The 17421-nt window shown below is 36.8% G+C and carries 18 protein-coding genes and 1 tRNA gene; 8 read left to right on the forward strand and 11 right to left on the reverse strand.

Translation table 11 applies throughout. The features are described from left to right. Positions 1-34: 34 nt before the first annotated feature. A complete protein-coding gene (locus tag L2735_RS10435) occupies positions 35-622 on the reverse strand; it encodes a hypothetical protein (protein ID WP_248984647.1) in 588 nt (195 codons plus the stop codon). Between the two features lie 216 nt (positions 623-838). Between L2735_RS10435 and L2735_RS10440 the strand changes: the two genes are divergently transcribed. From L2735_RS10440 to L2735_RS10465, 6 genes are all read left to right on the forward strand, one after another. After that, entirely contained in the window at positions 839-1486 is a 648-nt protein-coding gene (locus tag L2735_RS10440) for a HEPN domain-containing protein (protein WP_248984648.1), read from the forward strand. Positions 1487-1500: 14 nt separating this feature from the next. Further along, the gene (locus L2735_RS10445) at positions 1501-2400 is read left to right on the forward strand and encodes a helix-turn-helix transcriptional regulator (protein ID WP_248984649.1); all 900 of its coding nucleotides are present in this window, start codon (positions 1501-1503) and stop codon (positions 2398-2400) included. A gap of 98 nt (positions 2401-2498) precedes the next feature. After that, a complete protein-coding gene (locus L2735_RS10450; protein ID WP_248984650.1) occupies positions 2499-3218 on the forward strand; it encodes an SGNH/GDSL hydrolase family protein in 720 nt (239 codons plus the stop codon). Next, a complete protein-coding gene (locus L2735_RS10455) occupies positions 3215-4501 on the forward strand; it encodes a hypothetical protein (RefSeq protein WP_248984651.1) in 1287 nt (428 codons plus the stop codon). The genes L2735_RS10450 and L2735_RS10455 overlap by 4 nt, the downstream gene beginning before the upstream one ends. 39 nt (positions 4502-4540) lie before the next feature. Next, positions 4541-5143, forward strand: a complete 603-nt coding sequence (locus L2735_RS10460; protein WP_248984652.1) for a hypothetical protein — start codon at positions 4541-4543, stop codon at positions 5141-5143. Between the two features lie 18 nt (positions 5144-5161). Then, positions 5162-5953 carry a DUF7225 domain-containing protein gene (locus L2735_RS10465; RefSeq protein ID WP_248984653.1) on the forward strand — a complete coding sequence of 264 codons (792 nt, stop codon included), beginning with the start codon at positions 5162-5164 and terminating at the stop codon, positions 5951-5953. 309 nt (positions 5954-6262) lie between these two features. On the opposite strand, the gene L2735_RS10470 is transcribed toward L2735_RS10465, so the two are convergent. The 3 genes from L2735_RS10470 to L2735_RS10480 form a co-directional block, all read right to left on the reverse strand. Next, positions 6263-6646 (reverse strand): hypothetical protein, encoded by a 384-nt coding sequence (locus L2735_RS10470; protein ID WP_248984654.1) that lies wholly within the window; start codon positions 6644-6646, stop codon positions 6263-6265. 155 nt (positions 6647-6801) lie between these two features. Then, entirely contained in the window at positions 6802-7206 is a 405-nt protein-coding gene (locus L2735_RS10475) for a hypothetical protein (protein ID WP_248984655.1), read from the reverse strand. 54 nt (positions 7207-7260) lie between these two features. Further along, complete coding sequence (locus L2735_RS10480) at positions 7261-7497, reverse strand: hypothetical protein (RefSeq protein WP_248984656.1); 237 nt, start codon at positions 7495-7497, stop codon at positions 7261-7263. A gap of 517 nt (positions 7498-8014) precedes the next feature. Between L2735_RS10480 and L2735_RS10485 the strand changes: the two genes are divergently transcribed. Further along, a complete protein-coding gene (locus tag L2735_RS10485) occupies positions 8015-10006 on the forward strand; it encodes a tyrosine-type recombinase/integrase (RefSeq protein ID WP_248984657.1) in 1992 nt (663 codons plus the stop codon). Positions 10007-10743: 737 nt separating this feature from the next. Here the strand turns inward: L2735_RS10485 and L2735_RS10490 are convergent. Continuing rightward, the gene (locus tag L2735_RS10490; RefSeq protein WP_248984658.1) at positions 10744-11358 is read right to left on the reverse strand and encodes a hypothetical protein; all 615 of its coding nucleotides are present in this window, start codon (positions 11356-11358) and stop codon (positions 10744-10746) included. A 252-nt stretch (positions 11359-11610) separates the two neighbouring features. Here L2735_RS10490 and L2735_RS10495 point away from each other — a divergent pair, with 252 nt between their 5' ends. Beyond that, on the forward strand, positions 11611-12879 hold the full coding sequence (locus L2735_RS10495; protein WP_248984659.1) for a hypothetical protein: 1269 nt from the start codon (positions 11611-11613) through the stop codon (positions 12877-12879). Positions 12880-12883: 4 nt separating this feature from the next. Here the strand turns inward: L2735_RS10495 and L2735_RS10500 are convergent, their stop codons facing one another. The 6 genes from L2735_RS10500 to L2735_RS10525 all read right to left on the reverse strand — a co-directional run bounded on the left by L2735_RS10500 (position 12884) and on the right by L2735_RS10525 (position 17352). Further along, positions 12884-13456, reverse strand: coding sequence for a YagK/YfjJ domain-containing protein (locus L2735_RS10500; protein WP_346348132.1), 573 nt, complete (start codon positions 13454-13456; stop codon positions 12884-12886). A gap of 292 nt (positions 13457-13748) precedes the next feature. Then, positions 13749-14183, reverse strand: a complete 435-nt coding sequence (locus tag L2735_RS10505) for a hypothetical protein (protein ID WP_248984660.1) — start codon at positions 14181-14183, stop codon at positions 13749-13751. Beyond that, the gene (locus tag L2735_RS10510; RefSeq protein WP_248984661.1) at positions 14180-14443 is read right to left on the reverse strand and encodes a helix-turn-helix transcriptional regulator; all 264 of its coding nucleotides are present in this window, start codon (positions 14441-14443) and stop codon (positions 14180-14182) included. The genes L2735_RS10505 and L2735_RS10510 overlap by 4 nt, the downstream gene beginning before the upstream one ends. A gap of 102 nt (positions 14444-14545) precedes the next feature. Then, a complete protein-coding gene (locus L2735_RS10515) occupies positions 14546-15766 on the reverse strand; it encodes a hypothetical protein (protein ID WP_248984662.1) in 1221 nt (406 codons plus the stop codon). 95 nt (positions 15767-15861) lie between these two features. Then, the gene (locus L2735_RS10520) at positions 15862-17100 is read right to left on the reverse strand and encodes an integrase domain-containing protein (protein WP_248984663.1); all 1239 of its coding nucleotides are present in this window, start codon (positions 17098-17100) and stop codon (positions 15862-15864) included. A gap of 175 nt (positions 17101-17275) precedes the next feature. Then, positions 17276-17352 (reverse strand) — tRNA-Ile (locus L2735_RS10525). Positions 17353-17421: the final 69 nt, after the last annotated feature.

Here is a 17421-nt window from a genome sequence, read left to right on the forward strand (position 1 = left end):
ATGTTCTCAACCAGTCATGGAGAAGTGTTTTTGGTTATTCTTTCAAGCTACGACTAATCAACTCAAATGCATCCTTAGTGTCATATCCTTCTAAAGTAAGGCTGATGATATCATCTCTGTGACGTGATATAGCTTGCGGCAAGATAGCTCTGTTGTTTTGAAAATACTTAATCGTCATTTCTTTGGCTTCTTCGCGTGTAAGTCTTACCTGTGGCGTCGCTTTTTGCTCTGCGGCCTCAATATACATATCAAACTCTTCAGATACGGTTGACCAGTCATAAGCGAATACCTCTTCCCTCAATTTTACTGGATTAAAGTGCTCTGTAACCCCGTTACCACACTCTCCTAAAGTCTTATTTATAATGAGAGATGTGACATCGGGTAGTGCTCGTTCTGAAGTGAATAAACGAACAATATCCAATTTTCTTCCTGTGGATACAGGGATAGCTCGTTGAACAAACTCTATATCTGGGTGTAAGTCTTTAGCTTGTTTAACTAATTCTCCGTAAGTCAAACAATGCTTGTGACGAGCTAAATTAATCAAAATTGGATAGTAAATAGCTGCTAGTTGAACATCGTTAAGAGTAATATTCGTGTAAAAACTTTGAGCCTGTTGTGTCATTTAAATTCCTTATATTTATTGTTTTTTCATATTTTCCAATATTCATGAAACTCGTATCTATCTTAACGCCACTTTTTAATTTGTATAAGTGTCAACTTTTAGTACATGTCACTTTTTGAGAAGTTAACATACCATTTATTGATCTAGCTCTTAACACCTTGACCTTTTTCTATTGCAATGTAGGCTATGAATCTGCAAATACTTCAAGGGATTGATATGCAATACGAAAGACTTAAGGCTCAACATCGAGCCACAAGGGAGCAGCATCCTAAATCATTAGCCGTTCGTGTTCACAGAGCTTTAAGTTGGCTCAACAAGGCTGAGCTCTCTGAAGACTTAGACAGTCAGTTTATCTTTTACTGGATATCATTCAATGCTGCCTATGCACAGCATATCGATCGTTCAATTTTAATGACTGAACGTGGTAAATTTCAAAGTTTTCTTTATAAAATCGTAATGTTAGACAGTAATAACCGACTTAATGATTTTATTTGGCAGGAATACACAAATACAATTCGTGTTGTTTTGAACAATGAATTTATATTTGAATCCTACTGGGATGCACAAAATGGTGAGATTACCCAGAAGGAGTGGAGAAATCAGCGTTCAAAATCTATTCGTTCTAGTCACCATGCACTTGCCAGTGAGCAAACAGAAATTGTCTTATCTATCATATTTAGTCGACTCTATACGCTTAGAAACCAACTTATACATGGTGGTGCGACCTGGAATGGAAAAGTGAATCGTCAACAACTTCAAGACTGCACTGCAATTTTAGTCAGTGTTGTTCCAATTTTAATTGAAGTAATGATGAGCAATCCTGATGAGCTTTGGGGTGACTTTATTTACCCCGTGATATCTTAAATTTGAGAGCCTCTATGAGCAACATACTCACATCTATGGATTTGAATATTAATAAGCAAACGTTTTTACGATATCAACTAATAGAGATTATAGTTTATTGGGAAGGACGAATTACGACTAAACACCTTTGTGATGGGTTTGGTATTGGCCGTCAACAAGCATCAAGGGACATCAATACGTATCTTAGAGAGCTAGCAGAAAATAATTTGGAATATGACATGCAGTTGAGAGGATATAAACCCTCTGAGCACTTTAAGCCAATATTTACAAAAGGGCATGTTAGTGAATACCTCCAATTGCTGACGTTGAATCAGAACTTATTATCAAAAAGCAATTATTCTGCACTAGGCTTGCGTGATGTGAGTACAGTCATACCACCACCAAGATTTATTAAACCAGAAATTATGAGAGCTGTTGTCAGGGCTATGAGTGAGGGGCGCAGATTAGAAATTGATTATGTATCTATGAACTCACCAGAACCTGAGTCACGGGTTATCGCACCTCACTCTTTGGTGGATACACCTCTAAGATGGCATGTAAGGGCTTACTGTGAAAAGAATAGGGCTTATCGTGACTTTGTTTTAAGCCGTTTTATTAATGAGCCCGATATTATGGATTATTCACCAAATCCACTTGAAGAGGACATCGGTTGGTGTACACCAATAGATCTTGTTTTGCAGGCAGACCCGCGGTTGAGAGAAACTCAAAAGAAGCTGATCGAAACAGATTTTTGCATGGAATCTGGGCAATTAGTAATTCCCTCAAGGTTAGCATTGATCAATTATTTAATGGACTCATTAGGGCTTAATCTCGAGAGTATTAATGCTGAGCCAAATTATCAGCAGATATGCATTAAAAATCGAGATGAGCTCCGCATATTACTCAGTAAACACGGATTATTAAAAGGTAAGTAAGCCTGTAGTATTAGGCGACAGGCTACATTTTAGGGCACTTACCTGGTGGCATTTTATCCTTTAGAGTGAGCAGCATATTGTTCACATAAGGGAATAAAATGATTAAGAATAATGTTAATGAAAGACAAGCACAGTATTTACCCGATCAGATTGTCTTATTAGGAGACTCTATCTTTGATAACGCACCCTATGTTGAATCTGGTGAGTCTGTTACAGAGCAATTAAATGATTTAATCATTTCAAAAGTTTTGGAGTCTAATCATGATATGAGTAGCACCACTACAGAAGTTAAATTATTAGCAGTGGATGGTCATGTCATGTCAAATGTTTCAAGGCAAATGACGCGAGTACAATCAAAGTATAACTTTAATAAGCAACATGCTTTTCTCTCTTGTGGCGGAAATGACTTACTTGGATATAACACTCCAGGGCTTCTTAGTACAGGGACTTCAACCGTAGGTGATGCTTTAAATATATTGATGCAAGTTCGTGAAAAGTTTCGATATGGTTATCAGAAAATGCTTAATTTGGTACAAGGAAAGTTTACTCACCTTACTATCTGTACCATATATGACGGCATTCCGAACCTTTCAAATGCTGAGTCAGTTGCATTAGCAATATTTAATGAGGTCATTTTAAGAGAGGCTGCTGAGCGAAATTTAACAGTCCTTGACTTGCGTGTGATCTGCAATCATGCAGACGATTACGCACCGTTATCACCAATCGAGCCATCAAAACAAGGTGCTGAGAAAATCGCTCAGGCGATATTTAATCAATATAAGCAAAATAACAATATGATGTGGGAGGTACGTGAGTGAGTTTATCAAAAGAGTGGTTTGATAAGCGTGACAAGTTTATAGCCCTTCAAAAAAAACAAGGAAACTATACTGTTGGTGAAGCAATTGAATGGCTTAATTCATCAATTTCTTGTTTTTATGATTTGGGAGTTTTTACTCAAGCCGAGTTTTCAATCATGGCGCCTGGTCATACTGAGCTAACACCGGTTGGGCGCTTGTTTTTCGTTGAAAGTTTCCAGCAGACATTTATATCGCCTAAAAATTTATATAAGCTAAAAGAAGCACTTAACGATTGGGATAACTTTTCTATTCAGTATGAGTTATTTGAGTCGGACTTGGTGGGAACAATTGCGGTAAAAAATCAAAAGCACGTAAAGTTTAAAACCGAAGGTAGCCTCTTTAATTACAAGTTAAGTTTTAATGTTGAAAATATTAATAGTGAGCTTAATAGTATTTTTTTTAGTAAGAATTCTGACAATATTTTAAATATTTGGAATGACTTTAGCCAATGCGTTTCTTTAATTGAAGCAGAGGATAAGTCGCCTACTAATGCAGAGATTGCCACTGATAAAGACACAATGGAGACACTATGTCTTCCATGGCACCCTCTGGTTCAACGTTACTTTCGTAACAAAATGCATTTGATAGGGTTCGAACACAATCTAGCGGTACTAAAAAATGAAATAGAAGCAACTTATTCGGTAGATAATTCAGAGTGGCGGTCTATAAATGCTTCTTTTGTAACTGCAAGGCCTTCTTGCCAAATAGAAAGTAATGAAACTCAGGTGTATGCCACAGAAGAAGTCGAGGTTAAATTAATTAACCAAAAGTCAATTAACCTTTTTGGCATTGTAGAACCTAACACTGTTGAAAGAGTTATTCGAAAAAGAAGCTATTTGAAACGGAGCAGTTGGGCACAGCCTGGCAGTGTATTGTTGTTTAAAAGTGCTGATAGAAAACATGTGAAAGTGGCATACTATCCCGAGTCATATACACAGCCCATTTTATGTTCAGAAGTTATTAGTATTTTTCAGGCAAAAGGACTCAGTCTATGGGATGGTAAACGACTATTTTTATTCTTGACCTCAAAAGCTGGGCAAACTTTACTTGAATATACTTTCCGAGACTTCTCAATTAATGAGTTAACTCAAATGCGCCTTACTCAGCGTCAAATTAACTTGCTTGAGATACCTCAAATTGACTCTACAGCTGCACAAAACTTAGACAATAAATATTGTCAGCTGCAAAACCTTTTTAAGCAAAAAAATTATATTGAAAGCCAAATTAAAGCATTACTTCAGTAGCAGAATTGGACTGAAAAATTATTTTAGAAAAGGGTTTATATGAGTTATTCAGAGCAACCAGGCAAAAAAGAAGAGCTTGAAATTTTTGATTTACTTCAAAAAGAGCAAACCCCAAAACCTATTTATATAAAAATTAGCCCTACATCACCAGTGCTACCGCTATTTAGTGAGGGTGTACTAACAAAGGAAAAAGAGTTAGAGGTACTGAGTCAATGCCCTCGTATTCATTTATCAGCAGCAACCAGTTATCAGCAGGTAACTTTGTTTTTGATTGAATTACTTTCTTATTACTTTTGTATTCCCAAAGGGAATATTACTGAGCAGAGTGGTTTGGTGGATGATATAGAACGTTTAGTCTGGGCAAAAGAATTAAGCGTTTCTTTTGAGGATGTAAATTACGGCAGAGTATTTTGTGGAAAAGATAAAGAAGGGAATCCTGTTGGTGGCATTGAGGATAAAGGCATGATTATATCCATGATGTACATGACAGACTTCTCACAGTTAGTCGGTATTAACGTTGTCAACGATGTTAGCCAATCGACCTTTGAAGCATTAGATAATGATTTTGGTAATTATTATGAATGCGAGACTGTTGGTGAGTTAGCGGAATTGGTTTATTCAGTATGTAAGAAACTAAAATAATTGAAACTAAGGATTATAATGACTGTTTTTGAAAAAGTTGAGCTAGTTTTAAGTCAACAAAACACTACTATATTTACTACAAAAAAAATCAAAGAACTATGCTCAGAAGAGTATGGTTTAAATCCTACATCAATCATTCCAACAGATTATTGTTACAACCGCATTAATAATGGTATTGGAAATAACAAAAATATATTGATTTATATGGGCTTTGGTGAGTTTAAATTTGTTGGTAAATCTTTCAAGTATCAAGGGTGGGTTTATCAAAGGCCAAGAGGGAAAAATGAAGATTTGATAGTTGGTAAATGGAACAATGGCGAATACCTTGCTTTAACGTCGCCAATCGCAGCACCTATGCCAGAACATGAACTTCGTGATGCTTGGAAATTAAATCAAAAACATATTGATAAGCTTTACCAAGACTATATTGAACTTTTAGAGGTGGAAATAAACTTGTTAGGTTGTAAGCCAACAGAACTTAGACATTTAATCGGTCGCATTGGTGAATTTAAGTGCGCTTTATTAACCAATGGGCATCTATCATCAGTGCCAAATCAGCACGGTTTTGATGTAATTGCTGAAAATGGTAAAAAGATCAGTGTAAAAACAACAGCACAAAAAACTGGTTTCGTTTCTATTAACCCTAAAACTGCAAATTTGGTCGATGAATTAATGCTCATTCAGTTTTTGAATAATCAGTTTTCAGTTATCTACCATGGGCCTGTCTCAGAAGCTATAGAGATTGCTAAAGAATATGGCGGCAAATATGAACTAGATATTCTTAAAGCTAGTCAATTAACTTCAGCATAAAAAACACTAAGGTGAACATTGAGGACTCGGCACAGTTCAGCTATTGTGTAGGTAAATAGTTGAAGGTCCCCTATTGCACTTTCAACTAACCCCAAGCCAACCTTTAGATTTTTTGCCCTAAATGATTTCTATGTCTAAAGAAGAGTTATAGGGCAGACTAATATATGCCCTCAAGCGCTATAACATTTAAGTGAGTGCACTGTGAGTTAGCCGCTTCAACCTAGTCTTTAACTAACGACATATCAACTATCGTATTTTTAGCCTAAATAAACGAACCCAGAAGGGTTCGTTAGTTGGTTGCTAATAACATTACTCTAATGCATTAACGTGTTCTGCCCAGACTGGTGCAGCAAATTCAAAGTAATCTGTTGGACATAAACCAAAGATTTTTGAAAATTGACTACAGTACAACTCACAGAACATGGCTATCTCGTCTTTATACATTACTAGTACCTTTAACATATCGGTTCCTGTTAAGTATTGTCCGCCGACATCAGCGTGCTTATCCAGAATGGAATTACTAATGTTAATCCCCAACATGTTCCACTCAGCATCGACATTAAGATAGATGTATCGAGAAAAACAAAATCTTGTCGACTCATTGCTACTGCCAGCATTTGCTAATAGTAAAAGTGAACAGCTTTCAATGTCGCTAGACTTTGGGTGTAAACGAAAAATCATAGATTGATCCATATATAGCTCCTAATTAATGGTTTGTGGCCTCACCATTAACTAGGTTGCGAGTGGGGAATTTTTGATTGTTATGAGAAGTTATTGTCAATTGGGTGAGTAAAAAACATGTAACGATTAATAGAAAAGCGAACCCAATTAGGTTCGCTAGATGGCGATTACAGTGCGTCAGCAGCAATAATCAAATCAGACCAACATTGCTCAGCTGTTTCGAAGTAATAATGCGGATATACCCCAAAAATACTTACAAACTCATTTCTGAATCGTTCACAAAAAGCGGCAATGTCGTCGATGTAAATCAATAGCATCATATAAGCTTCAATACCTGTCAGATATTGACTCTCGAGCTCAGCGTTCTCTTCAAGTAGCGATTTGCTGATACTGATACCTATCATTTGGCCTTGTACATTTCGATGTAAATAAATGTATTTATTAAAGCTTAGTTGAACCTCATCATTCTCAAGTTGATGGTCTGCCAGTAGCAACACAGTGCTGTGGTCATCCCATGGCGATTTAGATTGACGTTTATAGACTCGTATAAGCTGTGTTTGTGACTTGTTCATAGCAATTCCAAGCGTTGATGTCCTTATCAATAACTAGGTTTGAGCGCTGGGGAATTATCTGTCTTTTATGTACTGGTTAATAAAACCCATTGCTAGATTAATGTCTTCTGCTTGAAACCCTTGACGGCTCAGGTACTGCTTAACTTGAAAGTTAAGTATTTCAAGTTCTATATCATCCTCATAAATATTAATGTCCTGATACAGCGCTTCTGACTTCACCACATCCGTTAGCTTTTCTAATAGGTGGGCTAACTTATTCGTATTTTGAGTAAACTGCTTATGTTGGTTCATGAATGTTCTCGTTAATAGATAAATGGTCGTTATTAACTAGAAGCGGGCAGGGGGAAATATGCTGATGTACCTGTTTGATGGAAGGAGTATCCACTTTAAGCACAATTAAACGAAAGTATTAATGAGTACCCTAGAGGTTAGATGTTCATTTTGAATTCATGAAAAACAGGTTAATTCCCTATGCTTGTTGCTTCCTAGTTGACTGCTAGCAGAATTAATTAAAGTTAGGTGCTTAGAAAGGGAGGTTCACTTAGCCAACCAATGATGGAAGTAGTGATAGATGATATAAGAGGGAAGAGCGCTTACTGTTTTTCTATCCCCCTAGCATACTAATTAGATAAAATAGACCTTATAGTTAACTTTGACTATTAGATGGTATCAGTTACCTATAGCAATACTGTCTCCATTCATTTTAAGGGGGGGTAAAAATTCTGATTCCGGCCTAATCTTTTTTTCTTGATAATTATTATTTCACATATCCTGTTGGTATTAACACAAACCAAAGCGTGATTTAATAATGCATTCAAGCCTTGAACCACATCAATACGACACATTACCTAGCGGTAATGTGCGTGTATTTGTGGATTCCCGGTCTGAGGTTATTGAAACTTTATTTGAATTCATTAACACTCTAGAGCTATCAAAGAAGGCTGTTTCTCATTTTTTTATTCAATACAGCGAGCTAGTGGCTCAAAACGAATCCTTAAAAACGTTGGAAAGCAGTGCTGCAGCCTACTCTAGCGATAACAGAATTAATTCGTTAGTGAATATGGCTTTGGTATCTAAAGTGACGCTATTGGAAGCAACTGAGCTATTTCATTTAGTTTGCAAGTATAAAAAGCAACAATCACAGTCCGATCCAGTTCCTAATTTCGAACAGGTCGCTAAATCTGATTCAACGGTTACAACTCAAATAGATAGCATTGCATCAGAAACAGTACCTGCATTAATGACTAATGTTGCGGACACTGCAGGGAGTTCTGCCCATGATGGGCTAAATGGAGTTGATAGTAGCGTTAATTCAATAGATGTATTACCTGCTCTTGAGGCTGATTTCCCCTGTAATGAAAGCGCTGCGCCATTAAATACAAATACTCTCCCTGAGCTTAATGAATACAGCGAATCGGGCATCAGCGGTCATTCACTTTGCCCGTTGCTAGGTACTGAAGATGATTTGTTATCAGGTGAGCCGATTGAGCAACCACAGATAAGTGACTGTTCGGTTCAATCTAAACAAAAAGTGACACAAGAATTTAAACAAATCACTACAGAACAGATAAATGACAGCGAACTCATTGATTCTTTATTAGCGAAGGGTACAAGGAAAATTAAAGTTACGGATATTAATGAGAAAGGCTTATATTTAGAGGTAGCCAAACATAGCCTCACTTTAATCAATAAGTATAAATATAAGGGTAAAGCTCATCGATGTGTCCTTTTGAAGTGGAAACGTCATGAGTCTCCTAGTCAACAACAGCTATTGATGGTTGTAACTGATTATCTATCTATAAAAAAGAAATTGGCTAGGCCGCCAAGTAGTTATGAGTTTAGGATGCACTCTAAGCTCTTTCAAAAGATCGGTGATGTTCTTGCAATATACTTAGATGTCATTGTCGAGCGTTATGGTGACGGTTCTGGTGAATATAAAGTCATGACCTCTCTTATCAATAATCATCTCTCTAAGCCAAAAGAAGTCCAATTACCAAAGGGTAAAGAAACCGTGATATTGATTGATGAAGATATTCAAACTTTTACTACGGCGAGATTTAACTGCTACCTAGAAGCATTTAAAAATACTAATGGCGTTCACGATAAGATTGTATCTAGATTAAAGGCGGCGTTTAATTATGCTCTAGATGAGCGACTTATCGCTTACGAGGATGCACGATCATTTATAAGGGCAACTCGAATAAATAATCAACGCCATGTGCTTATTCCTGATGATGACTTTAAGTCTATCCTTGAAAAGGTTAATTCAACTGAACATAAAGATTTTGAATTCTTTGTTAAATTACAAGAAGAGGGATATTTCAGAACCCAACAGGTTATGTCGATGAAATTTTCACAGATTAATTTTCAGCTTAAGAAGGTTCAAGTTAAACCCAAAAAAGCCAAATCTGTCGATATTTATTTGTCTGAAGAAACACTTGAATTGATAAAATCCAGACAAAAATATCTCACTGATGTTCACGGTAGGGCGGATTATTTGTTTCCCTCAACACGGTCCAAATCTGGACATCGTTCTAACTTTTATCATTACTGGGATAAGCTTTGTGATGCTCTTGGCTGGGTCACAAGAGATAAAGCTGGTAAAAGAATTAAAAAATATAGGTTTCATGATTATAGAGAAACGTTTCTTTTACGGATTGATGAATTTAATGATGAAGTATTAGCTTCACAGCTTGGCCACACATCCACTAAGAATATCAAGAATTATAGAGAGGCTTCGCCTGAACAATGTCAACTTGCGGCTGAAGCAGGAAACCAAAGGAAGCCTAAGTTGTTTTAGATAGACAGTAACCTCGGCGCAGAGCACTCTTTGCTATGTTAGCTATGTTAGCTATGTTAGCTATGTTAGCTATGTTAAAGCTAAAGAGTTTATTTTTCTCCAAAGTCCCCTGTGCTGTTTTAATGGCATTAATTCCCTAAACCCACGTATATTTAGAGCTGGCTCTGCAAGTCCACAGTATTTCAACTATCTATATCTTTAATCGTTCAATATCCTTTTCTAAGCTTGAAAATTACCGAGGTCTTGCTATTACCGCATTAATTTATGGCAAACTTATGTATTTCGAAATTTAGCTCATTTAAAACTGGATTACAGAGTTCAGTTTTGCCTAATACCTCAAATACACTCAATAAATTAGTTTGGCAGAGAATATTTTACTGTGGATTCAGGGATTTATTTTGTGCAAATAGCTATTCAACCGTTTAGCGAAGTGAAGTGCAGATATAGTCGGTCAAAAGGAAAATTTTTAGATGAGAAATAACGCATGATTGACTTTAAAAGGGGGATAATTAGAATGAAAGGTGGAACGGAAGTGGAACAGAATTGATTAGGTTTTCAATTAGGCCTTTGAAATCAAAGGCCTAACAGAAAAATTGGTGGCCCTCCCAGACTCAAATTGATGGCTGAGGGTCACTGTTTATAGTCATTTTTTATATATTTTGTCTATATTGGTACATCTATTGGTACATCAACGTGAAGTGACATGTCAAAAAGATACTTACTGAATAAAAAAAATTTTAATTATTTTCCATAAATTGAGCACCAAACATCGTTTTTAGCTGTGGGATAGCTAACCCCCAGTAACGCCTCTCTAATTCAGTGATCTTGTTTCGCTTTAGTTCAAAGGTTTTCCAACGCATCCATTTAGGTTTTGGCCAGTAGGTTACTTGCTCAAACATGTTGTTTACGTCTGGCCAATCATAGCCCCAAAGTTCTTTTCTAAGCTTTCTAATACGTCTCATTAACCTTTCTTGCGGCCTTTCACTTTGACAAGCGTAGTGTAAACCTATACAACCACGGCAAGCGTAAGCGTATTTGATGGCGTATAGATGCTGCCGTGGTTTATTACAGTAAGGACAAGTAATGTACAGTTTGTTACTTGCGCTACGATTGTCGAGTTCTAGCAGTATTCTGTGCGGGGTGTCGTTTATGTCAAACTGAAGATAACGCTTTCCTTGCTTGGTTTCTTTGCTTTCAAACTTTGAATGCTCTTCACTTAACTGATTGCTATGAAGAGTAAATAGCCCTAAAGGTCTCGTAAGCATATCCTTAAATATAATCGCCTTAATTTTGGGATATTCAGAAGTGTAGGGCCTAACTTGCGACCTACCGTAATGATGACCTTTTGGCATCCCATTCTCCAAGCGATTCAATAGTAAACTGTATAATTTTAAAGGGGGTAATTTACCATTTTATCAATGTTAACAACATACTGTGTAATTATTGATTTATGATGTACCATTAACTTTTCGTGCGAAAAACAGGCTTTAAACTAGTATTTTTTAAGTTCAATATACTTCTAACCAACCACTTTTCTATTTAAGCTATTGAGCATCTCAAAGCACTTAATCCTATTAGTGAGGATGCAAAAGGACGTAAAATTTATGATTAATAAGGTGAAATTATCTAGAGCTTGGGCTTCGATTTGTATTAAATACCCCATATTTCAAATCTTTAGTTCTAACAGGATTTTCTCATTAGTTATTTTTCTAGTTTATTTAAAGTTACTAACTTTCTCCATTCTTTGGACTTTTGGCATACCTCAAAAACTACTTGGAATAACTGTAATCAATGGAGTTCCAGACGGTCTTTTTAGTGGAGTGATTGAAATATCTATCCTTATATTTTTAGGGATATCGCTACTTGTATGGAAAACATTATTTTCTTCATCTGAGTCAGAAAAAAAGAGAAGGACATGTAAGCTAGATGGCGTCAGTCAGATTGATGTATCAAAAAGAAAGGATTTTCATATTTATCCAATCGATGAAAAAGTAAATATTTCACTTTCTTTTGATTATAAAGAATTTTATAACTTTCCTAGTATTTTAGATGCGTCATATAAATGGATTGCGCTTGATAGGGATGAACTTTTTTTAGTAGAAGCAGGTTCATTAGATATACCAAAGTTGACACTAAAGACATTAAAATACGACAAAGAAGATAACTCTCTGAAGGTTGAACTTGGAGCAGCTAGTTTTTACGATATTTTTTACACGCATTACTCCCCAGATCTTCTAATATCAAGCCAATCTGCTAACGAGTCGAACAATTCGACATCTTTAAGAAGTTTATATGAACATTCAATATTAAAGTATTATGAAGAGGCTGATAATTTATTTTACTCTTCGGGCGTGTTTACCCCTTTAAGCTTGTTACCTAATCCTATTGGCATCTCAGGTATAGTTATTATTAATACCCCTAATGGTTTTTTTGTAATACTTAGACGCAGAGGGGAGCATGAAATACTAGACAGAAATAGAATAGAGTGGTCTTTTGCTGGGCTTATCGAGGCGACTGATTGGGTACATACTAAAACTATACCTTTCACAGATTTTGCTTACTCAGAACTAAATGATGAAGTGACAAAAAAACTGCCAATATTAGAAGAGTATACTCCTAAAATTAGTACAATTGGCTTCGTACTTAATCCTGACTGTTTGTATCAACCAGAGTTATTTGTCACTGTAGAATATCAGCTAAACAATAATTTATTTTGTGTTTTGAAACGCCAATTGGATAGAAAGCCAGAATTTTGCCTGATCCAAATTTCGCAACTGGAAGATAAGTTTAAATCGGCTGAAAAAATTAAAAGCCTATGCTTCTCTGGCTTAGAGTTATTGAAGCAATCAAGTTTTTATCCTATACAGGATTAAACCGTTATTTAAATTTTATCCTACTGGTGCTGTAGTTTTTAGTTTGAACGGGTTTATAGCCTTTACCTCGCGCTTTAGCTAAATACGATATGCGCCAAATTGCTTTTTGGCGTGATTCAAAGTTGTCACGATGTAGGTTGTAATAACAGTTTTTAGGTGTGAATTCAGATCCGCCTAAATGCTGCTGCCAAATCTCTCTGACTTTTTCTAGTATCTTGATTGGGTGCCTTACCTTATGACCGTCAATCATTAATACATAGTGGTAATGCTGTTGTTCTGCCTTTTCCATTTCACGACACCAGATATAGCCTATACGGTCACTTTTTACTTGATAGTTGCGAATTAACCAGCGGTGAAGCCTGCGGTTAAAAATGGTGATGATTTTATTATCGTTGGTATATTGGCTCATTCGTAAATCGAATCGGAGCAGGTGAACCTTACTGTGATGGCTCATAATTGCATTAACTTGATTTATCATAGCTTTAATCGAATTAACCTCTAAACCGCTACCTTTGGAGTTAACCCACCAAGTTACCTCATTTACAGTTATCGCTCGGTCATTGGTCACATAGGCCATATTACTTTTAAAACGAAGTGAATACTGATAAGGATATTATCAATTACCTAGTAATTTAATGACTGTTACCCACTGCTAAAGCATTGTCTTATATAGGTTTGTTTGATTTTGCGAGTTCAATATTTAGGGTTAAAAACCAATAAATAGAGGTCATTAACAATCAAGCTATAAGTTGCAATAGTTACATGGTGAGTGGTCAATAAGTACACTTCTGGTTTATACTCCATTTACTGCTGGTGGTGCGGTTCGCCAACTACAACCACCAGCAAGTTCAAATTAAAGCCTGCTTAGATTAGCTCTGAGTGGGCTTTTTGCTTTCTATACGCTTCCGATACTCCTTGTCAGCTTCGTCCTTTTCCTTTTCGGCTTTTTGTAACCTTTCAAAAGCGTTCTTACAGCCATAGTAAGAACGATCCTTATAGCGTTTTCTGGCAATGGTTCTTGCGTCTTTATCTTGTTCCCAATCACAACTAAAGTGTCGCCTATCAATCCAGTACAGTGATTGTTTACGGCCATTGAAAACGCCTTTTTCATTACGAATTAACCAGTGTTGATAACACTCACCCGTTAACTGTTGTAGATAAGAACGTAATCCGCCGCCAAGCTTTTCACAGAGTTCATCACGAGGCGTCTTACCATTTTCGGCCAGTATTTGGAGTAGCTTATATGCTGGGCTAGTTGCTTCAGGTAGTGCGCCATTAGGTGCGGTATGTAATATTTTATTCATAATTTCCACCCTTTATTCTGGCTACGTTGTTGAACTAGGCTGGTAACCAGTGCTTTGATTTGTTCAGGTGTTTGCTCGGCTATCATTGCGTTAATAACGGCTTCACATTCAGACTTCACAAATCCGACAGCTCTAGCCCCTAAACTGATAGGTGGTGGGAATAGGCCATCTTTAATGCGGTTGTACAGAGTGGATTTTGATAAGCCTGTTTCATTAATGACATCAGGCTTTCTGATGATTCTAGGTTGGGGTTGGTTCATATAAAAGTCCTTAGTGGTTGGTGAACTTTTATAGGTTAATATTAATCTAGTTTGATTTGGTGGCTGGCCAAAACATAGTTTGGCCAGCTTTGGCTAGCCAGTTTATTTAATTGTGAAGCGAGTTGAAAGCTGCTCTACTGCCTTTTTTAAATCTCTATTCAAATTACTAATTTGTAATGGTTTATCTTCTTTATCGATTAAATTTAAGTCTATAAAAGCAGATTGAACAGCTTCTTTGATTTGAGAGTAGTTAGGTTTATTCCCTGTGTTCAATTGACCGCTTTTTCTTGATAATAGCAAGGCCATTATGGCTAATGAATCAATTAAGCTAGAATCAGGAGTTCTTATATCGCATTCTTGTTGTGAATTTTTTTGGGTTTTATAATTATCTAAAGATTTCGAGTTATTACTGTTATCTGTATTTAATTGGGTAATTATTTGGTCTATGTTTGACAGGACGTTCGTAGCCAACTTTTCGTGTCCATGCTTCCATAGCCAGATAGCAAAACTTTCTTTAGTAATTAAGGTTAAATCATAATCGATACAACTGTCTCGAGTTACTACCTGTTTATATATAACTATATCGGTTTCAGCTTGAGGCAATAAACGGTTTGAATTTATACCTATTTCAGCATAATCACTGGACTGGGAATTGTAGTTAATCCAATTACTAGCTATTTCAATTTCATCAACTAAAACCTCTTTTATGGATTTAGCTTCTTCAACTTTGTCATAACTCAGTTCGGTATCAACTTCGATATCATAATAATTATCTTGATTAGCATCTATAGCTTGTTGCGCCCGCATGTCCGCATCAGAATCTAGTATCGATTCCATATTCTTAATTGTTCCATAAGAATCAAGCCCTGTTGCAATTAGAGCGCAGTGTTCAGCTGTAAAGGCTTTTTTAAACTTATTAACTTTTTGAATATTTGTTTTAAAAGCCGGTGAAAAAAGGTCTGCTTTTTCAATATGGCCCATATTTCGAAACCATACAGATAAACTTTCTCTTGTTAGCATTGTCAATCTAAAATCGAGACTATCCTGACATTCATCGGTATACCACTCTTGGTATAACCGTATATCTGTCTTGACTGCTGTATTGGGCTCATAAGAATCTTGATTATTTTTTAAATTTAGATAAGCAATGATGGTTTCACTTTTAAGAGCGTTGAATAAATCATTAGCTTCCCTATAGAGTTCATTCCAACCTTCATCTTCATCCAACATTAATTCTATACTGTTCAAGCTGTCAAATTCACTTAAATCTAATGCGAATAATGTGGCTTCTTCTATAGTAAATCCTTGTTTATATTTACTCATGTGCTACCCCTGTCACACCTCAAAAATATGTTGGGAAAATGCTGAGGTAAGCATTTTTCACCTAAGATGATCAGTCCTAGGCTATCCCAGCAAATTTAACTTACGGCTTTTAAGCCTTTAGTTTTTGTAATAAAGAAAGATGCTTCTGCTTGCTCAATATGTTCAGACCACCAGCACATAAGCCTTCGTCTACGTTCCAAGTATTCTGCTCGGTTATAAGCACGCCTCACTTCATTCTTATCAACATGTGCTAAGGCGGCTTCAATGACATCTGGCTCAAAGCCTTGTTCGTTTAACGTTGTGCTGGCGAGTGCGCGTAAACCATGAGATACCAGCTCACCTGAAAAGCCCATGCGCTTAAGTGCGACATTCACACTTTGGCTATTGGCATGTTTCAATGGATCACGATGATTGGTAAATAGGTAACCTGTACCATCTGACATTGATTTAATGGTGTTGAGTAATGTTAAGGTTTGCTCTGTAAGTGGAATAGTGTGCGGCTTTTTCATTTTCATGCGCTCGGCAGGTATCACCCAAACATTATTATCGATATCAATATCATCCCAATGCGCGGAAGCTGCCTCAATAGGTCTTGTCATAGTATGTAGCTGCCATAAAATTAAGCATTGGGTTATACGGGTAACTCTGGCTTCTCTAATGGCTCGCATAAGCTCAGGTAAGCGTTCAGGCTTTATGGTCGGCATATTAGTTTTTTTGGCGGCAGGGAATAGCTTAGTGACATCTGATAGGTAATTAACTTCGATAATACCCTCAGCGACAGCGAGGCGCATAACTTCATTAATATAGCGGCATAGTCGGTTAACTGTTTCAAAGTTGCCCTTGTTTGCTATGGGCGTAAGCAAAGTAATAATTGTTTTTGGCTTGATGGTGCTGATTGGTACATTGGCTAGTTTTGGGAGTACGTGTTTAGTGACTGCTCGTAATGCGTGATTGGCAGTTTCCTCTTTAACCTTGGTTAGTTTTAGTTGATACCATTTGTTTGCCATTACCCCAAATGTATTTTCTATCGCTTCTTTTTTTTGTTGGTTTTGTTCGTCACGATGATCTTTAGGGTCAATATTATCCGCGAGAAGTTTACGGGCATCGTCTCTTTGTGACCTAGCTTTAGAAAGAGAAACATCAGGATACTTACCCAAACCTAAATTGGTGCGCTTCTTTGTATATGGCTGTGAGTATTTCAATATCCATAACTTAGAACCGTTTGGCCGCACTCTAAGTTGTAAACCGTTGCCATCAGCAAGGGTATACTCTTTCTCTTTGGCTTTAGCCTGCTTTACCTGCGTATCGCTTAGTGGAGTGATGATTTTTGCCATAATGTACCAATAAAATTATTGCCAAAAGCTGTTGGTACAATCGATGGTACATCAAAGTTTGAGTTTTACAAATCGTCTTTAAGTCCTGCTGGACTTGATATTAGGAAGGAAACAAGGTGGTTACTGAATTTTTGACAGAAAAAAAGACGCTAATAAGCGTCTTTGATCCTAAAATTGGTGGCCCCTCCCAGACTCGAACTGGGGACCTGACGATTATGAGTCGTATGCTCTAACCAACTGAGCTAAGGGGCCGACTTAAGATAGTCGTCACTATCGAAAGCGGTGGGAAGTATACGAAGTTTATTGGTACTTGTCACCACT

The sequence above is a fragment of the Shewanella olleyana genome (assembly GCF_023283825.1).
GTDB lineage: Bacteria > Pseudomonadota > Gammaproteobacteria > Enterobacterales > Shewanellaceae > Shewanella > Shewanella olleyana.

What these genes read in the sequence shown, in the direction of transcription:
- L2735_RS10435 (WP_248984647.1), bottom strand. Translation starts at nt 622, where the DNA reads ATGACACAACAGGCTCAAAGTTTTTACACGAATATTACTCTTAACGAT.
- L2735_RS10440 (WP_248984648.1), top strand. Translation starts at nt 839, where the DNA reads ATGCAATACGAAAGACTTAAGGCTCAACATCGAGCCACAAGGGAGCAG.
- L2735_RS10445 (WP_248984649.1), top strand. Translation starts at nt 1,501, where the DNA reads ATGAGCAACATACTCACATCTATGGATTTGAATATTAATAAGCAAACG.
- L2735_RS10450 (WP_248984650.1), top strand. Translation starts at nt 2,499, where the DNA reads ATGATTAAGAATAATGTTAATGAAAGACAAGCACAGTATTTACCCGAT.
- L2735_RS10460 (WP_248984652.1), top strand. Translation starts at nt 4,541, where the DNA reads ATGAGTTATTCAGAGCAACCAGGCAAAAAAGAAGAGCTTGAAATTTTT.
- L2735_RS10465 (WP_248984653.1), top strand. Translation starts at nt 5,162, where the DNA reads ATGACTGTTTTTGAAAAAGTTGAGCTAGTTTTAAGTCAACAAAACACT.
- L2735_RS10470 (WP_248984654.1), bottom strand. Translation starts at nt 6,646, where the DNA reads ATGGATCAATCTATGATTTTTCGTTTACACCCAAAGTCTAGCGACATT.
- L2735_RS10475 (WP_248984655.1), bottom strand. Translation starts at nt 7,206, where the DNA reads ATGAACAAGTCACAAACACAGCTTATACGAGTCTATAAACGTCAATCT.
- L2735_RS10480 (WP_248984656.1), bottom strand. Translation starts at nt 7,497, where the DNA reads ATGAACCAACATAAGCAGTTTACTCAAAATACGAATAAGTTAGCCCAC.
- L2735_RS10485 (WP_248984657.1), top strand. Translation starts at nt 8,015, where the DNA reads ATGCATTCAAGCCTTGAACCACATCAATACGACACATTACCTAGCGGT.
- L2735_RS10490 (WP_248984658.1), bottom strand. Translation starts at nt 11,358, where the DNA reads ATGCCAAAAGGTCATCATTACGGTAGGTCGCAAGTTAGGCCCTACACT.
- L2735_RS10495 (WP_248984659.1), top strand. Translation starts at nt 11,611, where the DNA reads ATGATTAATAAGGTGAAATTATCTAGAGCTTGGGCTTCGATTTGTATT.
- L2735_RS10500 (WP_346348132.1), bottom strand. Translation starts at nt 13,456, where the DNA reads ATGGCCTATGTGACCAATGACCGAGCGATAACTGTAAATGAGGTAACT.
- L2735_RS10505 (WP_248984660.1), bottom strand. Translation starts at nt 14,183, where the DNA reads ATGAATAAAATATTACATACCGCACCTAATGGCGCACTACCTGAAGCA.
- L2735_RS10510 (WP_248984661.1), bottom strand. Translation starts at nt 14,443, where the DNA reads ATGAACCAACCCCAACCTAGAATCATCAGAAAGCCTGATGTCATTAAT.
- L2735_RS10515 (WP_248984662.1), bottom strand. Translation starts at nt 15,766, where the DNA reads ATGAGTAAATATAAACAAGGATTTACTATAGAAGAAGCCACATTATTC.
- L2735_RS10520 (WP_248984663.1), bottom strand. Translation starts at nt 17,100, where the DNA reads ATGGCAAAAATCATCACTCCACTAAGCGATACGCAGGTAAAGCAGGCT.